An 8,575-nucleotide genomic window follows, 5' to 3' on the forward strand; every position below is an offset into this window, starting at 1 on the left:
CTGGGCCGCAGCCGAGGCCGAGGGCGCCGGCTCGCTACGCCCCGGAGCCGGGTGCGGCGTTTCCTATGGCGGTGATGATGTACGACGATCTGATGCCAAGACGCCATTTCGTGGCGTCCGTCACCGTCTCAGGGTCTCTGACGAAGGCCTCTAGGTCTTCGACGCGGACTCCGGTCAACAGGGCGATGTTCTCGTGGGTGAGGTGGAACTGCGCCGTCAATGAATCGAGGATCCCCTGGAGGCGGTTGTCGTCGTCGATCTGCACGCCGTGCACCAATTGCGCCGTCAGGCCCGACAGCCGCCCGCCGTCATCACCGCTCACCGCAGCCGGGGTCGCGGTGACGCTGGGGGGCCCAGGCGGGGCCGCGCCCAGAAAGGATTCGAGTGCGTCGACGGGGATCCCCGTGATCGCGTGCAAGCTCGTCACCGAGATGTGACCAGTTGCGATCAGGCGTCCCAGCTCGTCCCGGACGTCGTGTGCCTCGACGGTCATTGCGACTGTCCTTCCTCTTCGTGTCGGAGCTGCTTGGTAGATGAATTCATCCTGGCCGCGTCCATCAGGACAAGCGGGACCGACACGATCGCGGCCGCACCGTATCGCCCGCCCCTACGGTGGATCCGTGACCCGATCCCCGCGCCTCCTGCTCGTCGTCGCTGCGCTCGCCGTGGTGGCCGGCGCCGTGACCCTCGGCGTCGGGCTGACGCAGCCCGCCGCCTCCGGCTGGTTCGCGTACGCACCGCTGTCCGGCGAGTCGTTCGTGCCGACGGGCGTGCACCTGGTCTCGACGGCGGCGCTCGTGTCCGTCGCCGTGCTTGCCGTCGGCGTCGTCGCCCTCGCGCTCTGGTGGGGGATCCGGATCGGCCGCGGACGCGACGACGCCTGACCCGGTACCGGCGCATGCCACAGTGGTCCATGCGCATCGCCGACTTCGCCGTGCCCGACACGGCCGCCGCCCGCGGCGCCCTCGATCTCGCGACCTCGTACCAGTCTCCGGCGATCACGGCCCACGGGATCCGCTCCTGGCTGTTCGCGGAGGCGTTCGCGGTGGTCGACGGGCTCGCCCATGTGGACCACGAGCTCCTCTACGTGTCGGCGGTGCTCCACGACATTGGCACGGTCACCGAGTTCGACAACCACACGGTCTCGTACGAGCACGCGGGCGGGCACGTCGGCGTGGCGCTCACGGCCGGGGCCGGCTGGCCCGCTGAGCGGAGGCAGCGCGTGCTCGACGTGATCGTGCGGCACAACTGGCCGTCGGTGGATCCGGCGCTCGACGTCGAGGGGCACCTCCTGGAGGTGGCGACCGGCCTCGACGTCTCCGGCGCCCGGCCCGACGCGCTGCCCGAGGGGTTCCTGCGGGAGGTGCTCGCAGCGCATCCGCGGGGCGCCCTCGCGGCCGAGTTCGGCGCGTGCGTCGTCGACCAGGCGGAGCGGAAGCCGGCGACGGCCGCGCGGCGCCTCGTCGACGGGGGCGTCATCGCGAAGCTCGCGGCGAACCCGCTCGAGGGGCTCCGATGAGCCGGTCTGGGATGCGCGTCCTGCTCGTGTGCGCGGCCGTCGCGATCGTGGGCGGAGCGGTCGCGTTCGTCGTCGCCCTGTCGCAGCCGATCGTCATCGGCTCGTTCGCGGCCGTCGGCCCGGGCAACCCGTTCCGCGGATCCGGCGTGCACTTCCTCACGACCGCGACGGTCGTCGGCGCCGTGCTGCTGGTCGTCGGCCTCGCGGGCCTGGCGTTCGCGTACGGCATCGTGCGGGGCGGGCGCTCACGTCGCGACGGTCGCCCCCCGCGCGCCGACCGCTGAGGACGGCCGGCGCGCCACGATCAGGGGATCACCCGATGAGCGACGGCCGCAGGTCGCGCAGCGTGCGGTGCGACGTGATGCGGATGGCCCCGGCCAGCGCGACCGCGAGCCCGGCGACCAGCCACAGCGCGAGCACGCCGGCATCCTGGGCGGCCTGCCCGAGGTCGCCGCCGTACATGAGCTGGCGGAGCGCATCCACCGCGAAGCTCATCGGGAGCACGTGGTGCAGCGCGGCGAGCGGCCCGGGCAGGGTCTGCCAGGGGAACGTGCCGCCCGCGGTGACGAGCTGCACGACCATGAGCACGAGCCCGAGGAACTGGCCGACGCTCCCGAGCAGCACGTTGAGCGCGAGGATGATCGCCGCGAAGGTGATCGAGGCGAGCACCATCGTCCCGTACATGGCGAGCGGGTGGGCGATGCGGAAGCCGAGCGCGCCGGCGACGATCGCGTAGAGGCCCGCCATCTGCACGACGCCGAGGAGCGCCGGCGTCAGCCAGCCGGCGAGCGTGATCCTGAGCGGCGCCTTGCGGGCCGTGATCGCGCGACGCGACAGCGGCTTCACGATGAGGAACAGCGCGTAGATCCCGATCCACGCGGCGAGGCTGATGAAGAACGGCGCGAGACCGGCGCCGTACTCGCCGGCCTGGGTCACGGCGTCCTGCCGGAGCGCGACGGGGTCGCCGATCGTGTCGGCCTGCGCGTCGCGCTGCGAGTCGGTGGAGGCGGGGATCCGGTCGAGCCCCGAGTCGAGGCCGTCGCGGAGCTTGGTGGCGCCGTCCTGCAGCGTGCCGAGGCCGGACGCGAGCGAGGTCGCGCCGTCGGCGGCGGAGTGCGCGCCGGTCGCGAGGGTCGCGCTGCCGTCGGCGGCCTGGGCGATCCCGGACGCGAGGGCGGGCGACGCCTTGGCCAGCGCGTCCGCGCCGTCGGCGACCTGGCGGCTGCCCGTCGCGAGCGTGCCCCCTCCGGTCGCGAGGGCGGCGGATCCCGACTGCAGCTTCCCGGCGCCGTCCGCGACCTGGGCGCTGCCCTGGGCGACCTGCTCGCTGCCGGTCGCGAGCTGCTGCAGCTGCGCGTCCAGCCCGTCGGTCGTGCCGGCAGCGCCCGTGATGTCGGTGCCGAGCACGTCGAGCTTCGCGAGGGCGGCGTCGATGTCGGCCTGGGGGATGCCGGCGTCCGTCATCCGCTGCTGGATGGCGGCGCGGATCGCGGGGACCCGTCCGGCGAGCTGGTCGACGCCCGCGGTGGCGGTGGATCCGAGCGCCGCGAGCTGCGCGTTCCCGTCGGCCACCTTCCGCGCACCCTCGGCGGTCTTCTGCGCGCCCGGGGTCAGCGCGGCGGCGCCGGTGGAGAGGTCCGTCGCGCCGGAGGAGAGCGTCGCCGCGCCGTCCGCGACCTGGTCGGCGCCCGTCGCGAGCTGCTGCGTCTGCGCGGGGAGCTCGGCGGTGCCCGCGCGGAGCTGGCCGAGGCCGGAGGAGAGCGTGTCCGCGCCGGTCGCGAGCTTCCCGTTCCCGGCGGCGAGGTCGTCGGCGCCCGAGCGCGCGGACGCGGTCCCGTCGACGAGCTGCTGCGCGCCCGACGCCGCGTCGCCGAGGCTGGAGCGCACGTCCGCGAGGCCGAGCAGGAGCCTGCCCGCGGCCTCGGTGCCGACGCGCGACGCGACCGACTTCGTGATCCGCGCGCCCGCCTGCTGCGCGATGGTCGTGGCGAGATAGCTGTTGGCGTCGTCGGTGGCCATGACCACGCGCGCCTGCTGCGGATCCGTGCCGGAGGACGACGAGAGCGCGGCGGAGAAGCCGGACGGGATGGTGAGCGTGAAGTCGTAGGTGCCGTCCTCGAGGCCCGTGCGCGCCTCGGCGGAGGAGACCTCGTGCCAGTCGAAGGAGGCGTCGTCGAGCACGTCCTTCGCGACGTCGGTGCCGTAGTCCACGGGCTCCCCGTCGACCGTCGCGCCCTGGTCCGCGACGACGAGCGCGGCGGGGACCTTGTCGAGGCTGCTGTACGGATCCTGGTTCGCCCAGAGGTACAGGCCGCCGTAGAGCACGGGCACCAGCACGAGCGCGACCAGCGCGATCTTGGACATGGTGGTGGCGGTGAGGCGCGTCAGCTCGGCGCGCACCAGGGGGATCAGTCTCATCGGGTCGTGCTTCCGTCGTGCGTCGGGGTGGTGGGGAGTGCGAGGGGGGAGTCGGCGGGCAGCGCCGCGATGGCCTCGGCGGCGGCCTCGCTCGTGACGACGAGGACGCCGGTGCCGGATCGGGCGAGGTCGCGGAGGACGCGCATCCACTCGGCGACTGCGCCGCCGTGCCGCTCGGGCGAGGTGACGACGACGGCCTCGACGCCCGCGCGGGAGGCGGCGAGCGTGGTGAGGAGCCGGATGCGGGCGACCGCGGGGACCGCCGAGAAGGGGGCGCGGGCGAGATCGGCCAGCTGCTGGTCGTCGAGGATCACGCCGACCTCGTGCCGGCCGGAGCGGTGCCCGGCCAGGGCGAGCTCCTCGGCGACGACCGCCCGGAGGGTCACGTCGTCGGCGGGCTCGTTGATCCGCGGGGTGTCGACGAGCGCGACCCTCTCGGCGATGCGGGCGGCCACGGCCTTCGGATCGGCGTCGGCTGCGGGGGAGTCGTCGCCGTCGAGGGCGAGGGATCCGCCGTCGATCCGCATCCGGCCGGACGCCACGAGGGAGAGCACGGTCGGCCGCAGCTCGGTCTCGGCGACGGCCACCACGGGCTCCGGCCCGCCGTAGGAGAGGGAGATCGCGGGGAGGGCGGGCGCGGGGCCGTCGCCGACGCGCGCCTCGGTGAGGGTGACGATCACGACGCGGCCTCCGTGCGCGCCTCGCCGGACACGCGGGCAGCAGTCGACACGCGAGCGGGCTCCGACACGCGGGCAGCAGCCGACACGCGGGCGGGCTCCGACACGCGGGGCGCGACCTCGCGCAGCTCCGGGGTCGCGGCGATGAGCGCGCCGGCCGCGCGCCAGTCGAGGCCGCAGAGGGCGAGCGAGGTGAGGATCACGAGGGAGTGGCCCTCCGCGCGGCCGATGTCGCTGCGGGTCGCCTCGTCGAGCACCGCGAGCGCGCCGCCCTCGACGAGCCGGGCGAGCGTGGGCGCGGGGATGTCGTCGCGCAGCTCGCCCGACGCCATCCCGCGCTCGACGACGCGCTGCAGCTCGGCGCGCAGCGGCGCGAGCTCGGTGGCGACCTCGCGCGCGAGCGGCCCGCGGACGGCCACGCGGGCCATCACGCGCACCTGCTCGACCTCGGCCCAGAGGCGGGCGCCGATGAGGGCGACGTGGATCCGGCTGTCGTCGTGGGTGATCCCCGCGAGCGACTCGACGATGCGCCGCGCGCCGCGCTGCAGCACCTCGCGCACGAGGTCGTCGCGCGTGGCGAAGTGCCCGTAGACGGCGCGGCGGCTGAGGCCGGCGGCGGTGGCGATGGTCTCGAGGGAGGCGTCCGGGTCGCGGTCGAGCGCGACGACGGCCGCGTCGACGAGGGCCTGGCGGTTCGTCGCGGCGTCCTTGCGGGGCGCGCGCGCGGAGGCGAGGGGGGTCATGCGACCAGGGTAGTGATCCTGCACACGTGTGTGCAACTTACTTCGGCGAGCTCCCAGCCCGCGAGCGGGCGCCCGCCGCGGTCAGCTGCGGAGGGTCACGCTCGGCAGCTCCCCGAAGGCGTCGGCGTACGACGCCGCGAACCGGCCGAGGTGCGCGAAGCCCCACTCCTCGGCGACGCTGCGGACGGTCGTGGTGGTGGGCATCGCGTCCAGGAGCTGCGCGCGCACCCGGCGCAGGCGGATCCCGCGCAGGTACTCGGTGGGCGTCTGGCCGTGGTGGCGGCGGAGGGCGAGCTGGAGGACGCGCGTCGAGATGCCCGCGGCGGCCGCGGCCTCGGCGGGCGTGATGGGCAGGTGCGCGTTGTGGTGCAGGTACTCGACGGCCACGCGGATGTGCGCCATGCGCGGCGCGCGCAGCTCGGCCGGCATCTCCACGTCGTCCCAGGGGAAGAGGCGGAGCGTCGCGCGGGCGAGGGACAGGTCGGCCTCGAGGCGCAGGAGGGGCGACGCGTCCGGATCCGTGATGACGGGAGCCGCCGCGGCGACCGCCTGACGCCAGATGGCGGCCGTCTCGGCGGTCGGCGCGCTGCGGTGCTCGAACAGCAGCGGGCGCGCGGGGCCGTGGTGGAACTCGGTCGCGGTCTGCTCGAGGAAGCCCGCGTCGAGGTGCACGCAGTTCTGCCGCGTGGCGGTCGCCTGGTACTGGAACGGGCGGCCGGTGGGGAAGAGGAAGGGGAGCTGGCCGCGGGAGGTGACGGCGCGGGATCCGCGGTCGACCGTGATCTGCCCCTCGAGGAACCAGGTGACCACGTGCTCCGGGCGCTGGGGGCTCTCGGCCCACTGCGTGCCGGCGATGCGGGAGGTGCGGAGCGTGACGCGCTCGCCGCCGAGGACGGCGTAGCGGTAGGAGAAGGCGTTGGTGCGGCGGTCGGGGGCGAAGCGGATCCCCTCGAGGACCGCCCCGAAGCTCGCAGTGGCCTCGTCGATGTCGGAGCCGGACAGGACGGCGCGCACGAAGGGCTCGGCCGGGGCGTCGGAGGGTGCGGACGCGGGGGCGGCGGCCGTGTCGGCGGGGGCGGCGGTGGCGGTAGTGGGGGCGTCGGCGTCGATGCCCGTGGCGTCGGCGTCGGCGTCGGGCTCGGCGTCGGCGTCGGGCTCGGCCGATCCGGTGCCCACCGATGCGGTGTCGGGGGTGGCCTCGTCGGGCGCGGACAGGACGGTCGGCGTCATCGGCGCGAGGAGCGACGCGGCGTCGGACGCGACGGTCGGCGTCGCGACGACGGCTGCCTCGACCCCCGCGATGGCGGCGAGCGGCGTGCGCGGGCGGTGCGAGGGATCCCTCGTTCCGGTGGGGGTCAGCGTTGTCGTCATGGTTCCTGGCGTCTCTGGGCGTCGGTCGTCTCCGCCCTCCCGCTCATCTTGCATGGTGCTCCCGCAGCAGGGCGCCTCCGGCATCCCGGGAGGCGACAGGTGCTTCGGCGCGGCCCCGTCGGAGAGCGGGTCTTCGCTCCGCGGATGTCCGATGAGCGAAAGCGCGTCCCCCGACCGGTTGCGGCGAGCGGGCGTCGTGGCTCTCGGCGCGCGCACCGCGGGCGCACCGGGCGCGCACCGGATCCGCACGGCGGCGCCGCCTAGGCTCGCCTCGCGGCCGTCGTCCGCACCGCACCCCACACCCGCATCCCGAGAGGCGCCGCATGACGAGCGACCGGTCCCTGGCCTTCATCCTGCTGCGCTCGTGCCTCGTGATGGTGGTCCTCGGCGTCGTCGTCGTGCAGACCGGCGGCGGGCTCGGCGTCGTGGGCGTCGTCGCGTTCGTCCTCGCGGCCGGCCTCGGCGGCGGCGCGACCTTCTACTGGCGGCGGCACCTCGCGTCGAAGCGGGACGACCCCTTCCGCTGAGGCGCGATCCCGGTGCCGGCGCCGCGCGTCAGGCCGGGTCGGCGACCGTGGACGTGAGGGTCGACGACCCGTCCGGGCGGCGGCGGACCTCGATCCGATCGGCCACGCGCTGCTTCAGCTCCTCGACGTGGCTCACGATCCCGACCGTGCGGCCGTCGGAGGAGAGCCGCCCGAGCTCGGACATGACGGCGTCGAGCGTCTCCGGGTCCAGCGTGCCGAAGCCCTCGTCGACGAAGAGCGTGCCGAGCTGGAGCCCGCCCGCCTCCGCCTGCACCACGTCGGCGAGGCCGAGCGCGAGGGCGAGCGACGCGTAGAACGTCTCGCCGCCGGAGAAGCTCGCGGGCTCGCGCACGCGGTCGACGACGTGGTCGCGGATCTGCAGGGCGAGGCCCGTCTTCCGCGACCGGTTCGTCGCCTCCCGCTCTTCGCTCACCTCCAGCTCGTAGCGGCCGCTCGACATGATCCGCAGGCGCGCGTTGGCGGCCTGCACCACGTCCTCGAACCGGCGCAGCAGCACGTAGGTGCCGAGCGTCGTGCCGCGCGTGTTCTCGGGCGTGATGGCGTTCGCGACCTCGGCCATGCGGATCGCGGCGCGCGCCTGGTCGCCCGCGCGCTCGCTCTCGTGGCGGGCGGCGTCGTGACGGGCGAGGGCGGATGCGCTGCGGTCGGCGCGGTCGCGCGCGCGAGCGGCGCGCTCGGCGGAGGTGCGTGCGGCGGCCTGGGCGGCGTCGAGGGCGGCGCGGGCGGCGTCGGGATCCGCGTCCTCCGCGCCCGTGAGCGACGCGACCTCGGGATCCACGAGCCCCTCCGCGACGACGGCCTGCTCCCTCTCGTGCGCGGCGACCCGACGGGCCAGGGCCTGCAGCTCGGCCGGCGGCAGGGCGGCGGCGCGGGCCTCGGTCTCGGTCGGGAAGGAGTGGTCGGCGAGCGCCTGGGCGACATCGGCGGCGCGGGCGTCGGCGTCCGCGGCCGTGCGCTCGCGGGTGGCGGCGAGGGCGATGAGCCGGTCGACGAGGGCGCGCTCGGCGGCGCGGTCGGCGACGAGGGCGGCGACGCGGGGTGGGGCGGCAGTGTCGAGGTCGGTGGCGGCGGGGCCGGTGGCGTGCGGGTCCTGCTCCGCCAGCACCGCGTGCACGGCGGCCTCGTCCTCGGCGCGGAGCTCGCGCGCGCGGATCACCCGCTCGCGCAGCCCGGAGAGCGCGGCCCGGGCGTCGTCGCGGCGGGCGCGGATCCGCTCGGTCTCCGCGTCGTGCGCGACGACCGCCGCCTCCGCCGCCCGGAGCGCGCCGCCGGCCGCCTCGGCGTCGAGGAGGCATATTC

At 75.5% G+C, this 8,575-nt stretch carries 10 protein-coding genes; 4 read left to right on the forward strand and 6 right to left on the reverse strand.

Features of this window, described 5'->3' with window-relative positions:
• Positions 1-34: 34 nt before the first annotated feature.
• Positions 35-493 (reverse strand): HTH domain-containing protein, encoded by a 459-nt coding sequence (locus BFL37_RS05645; RefSeq protein ID WP_086514180.1) that lies wholly within the window; start codon positions 491-493, stop codon positions 35-37.
• A 127-nt stretch (positions 494-620) separates the two neighbouring features.
• On the opposite strand from BFL37_RS05645, the gene BFL37_RS05650 reads away from it, so the two are divergent.
• The 3 genes from BFL37_RS05650 to BFL37_RS05660 are packed head-to-tail and all read left to right on the forward strand — an operon-like array spanning position 621 to position 1,803.
• A complete protein-coding gene (locus BFL37_RS05650) occupies positions 621-884 on the forward strand; it encodes a hypothetical protein (RefSeq protein ID WP_086514181.1) in 264 nt (87 codons plus the stop codon).
• A gap of 14 nt (positions 885-898) precedes the next feature.
• Positions 899-1,519 carry a cyanamide hydratase gene (locus tag BFL37_RS05655; protein WP_172403749.1) on the forward strand — a complete coding sequence of 207 codons (621 nt, stop codon included), beginning with the start codon at positions 899-901 and terminating at the stop codon, positions 1,517-1,519.
• Positions 1,516-1,803 (forward strand): hypothetical protein, encoded by a 288-nt coding sequence (locus BFL37_RS05660; RefSeq protein WP_086514183.1) that lies wholly within the window; start codon positions 1,516-1,518, stop codon positions 1,801-1,803. Before BFL37_RS05655 ends, BFL37_RS05660 begins: the two co-directional genes overlap by 4 nt.
• A 28-nt stretch (positions 1,804-1,831) precedes the next feature.
• On the opposite strand, the gene BFL37_RS05665 is transcribed toward BFL37_RS05660, so the two are convergent.
• The 4 genes from BFL37_RS05665 to BFL37_RS05680 all read right to left on the reverse strand — a co-directional run bounded on the left by BFL37_RS05665 (position 1,832) and on the right by BFL37_RS05680 (position 6,728).
• On the reverse strand, positions 1,832-3,937 hold the full coding sequence (locus tag BFL37_RS05665) for a YhgE/Pip family protein (protein ID WP_086514184.1): 2,106 nt from the start codon (positions 3,935-3,937) through the stop codon (positions 1,832-1,834).
• Positions 3,934-4,617 (reverse strand): hypothetical protein, encoded by a 684-nt coding sequence (locus BFL37_RS05670; protein WP_086514185.1) that lies wholly within the window; start codon positions 4,615-4,617, stop codon positions 3,934-3,936. The genes BFL37_RS05665 and BFL37_RS05670 overlap by 4 nt, the downstream gene beginning before the upstream one ends.
• On the reverse strand, positions 4,614-5,357 hold the full coding sequence (locus tag BFL37_RS05675) for a TetR/AcrR family transcriptional regulator (protein WP_241533879.1): 744 nt from the start codon (positions 5,355-5,357) through the stop codon (positions 4,614-4,616). The genes BFL37_RS05670 and BFL37_RS05675 overlap by 4 nt, the downstream gene beginning before the upstream one ends.
• A gap of 81 nt (positions 5,358-5,438) precedes the next feature.
• Positions 5,439-6,728: an AraC family transcriptional regulator gene (locus tag BFL37_RS05680; protein WP_086514186.1), complete on the reverse strand. Its 1,290-nt coding sequence runs from the start codon at positions 6,726-6,728 to the stop codon at positions 5,439-5,441.
• A gap of 323 nt (positions 6,729-7,051) precedes the next feature.
• Between BFL37_RS05680 and BFL37_RS05685 the strand changes: the two genes are divergently transcribed.
• Positions 7,052-7,255, forward strand: a complete 204-nt coding sequence (locus BFL37_RS05685; RefSeq protein ID WP_086514187.1) for a hypothetical protein — start codon at positions 7,052-7,054, stop codon at positions 7,253-7,255.
• Positions 7,256-7,283: 28 nt separating this feature from the next.
• On the opposite strand, the gene BFL37_RS05690 is transcribed toward BFL37_RS05685, so the two are convergent.
• A partial coding sequence (locus BFL37_RS05690) for an SbcC/MukB-like Walker B domain-containing protein (protein ID WP_277620507.1) occupies positions 7,284-8,575 on the reverse strand: 1,292 nt, incomplete at its 5' end.

The sequence above is a fragment of the Clavibacter michiganensis genome, from assembly GCF_002151125.1.
Taxonomy (GTDB): Bacteria; Actinomycetota; Actinomycetes; order Actinomycetales; family Microbacteriaceae; genus Clavibacter; species Clavibacter michiganensis_C.

Bases quoted from the DNA above. Each gene is read 5' to 3' on its own strand.
- BFL37_RS05675 (WP_241533879.1), bottom strand. From the start codon at position 5,357: ATGACCCCCCTCGCCTCCGCGCGCGCGCCCCGCAAGGACGCCGCGACG.
- BFL37_RS05680 (WP_086514186.1), bottom strand. From the start codon at position 6,728: ATGACGACAACGCTGACCCCCACCGGAACGAGGGATCCCTCGCACCGC.
- BFL37_RS05665 (WP_086514184.1), bottom strand. From the start codon at position 3,937: ATGAGACTGATCCCCCTGGTGCGCGCCGAGCTGACGCGCCTCACCGCC.
- BFL37_RS05645 (WP_086514180.1), bottom strand. From the start codon at position 493: ATGACCGTCGAGGCACACGACGTCCGGGACGAGCTGGGACGCCTGATC.
- BFL37_RS05655 (WP_172403749.1), top strand. From the start codon at position 899: ATGCCACAGTGGTCCATGCGCATCGCCGACTTCGCCGTGCCCGACACG.
- BFL37_RS05660 (WP_086514183.1), top strand. From the start codon at position 1,516: ATGAGCCGGTCTGGGATGCGCGTCCTGCTCGTGTGCGCGGCCGTCGCG.
- BFL37_RS05685 (WP_086514187.1), top strand. From the start codon at position 7,052: ATGACGAGCGACCGGTCCCTGGCCTTCATCCTGCTGCGCTCGTGCCTC.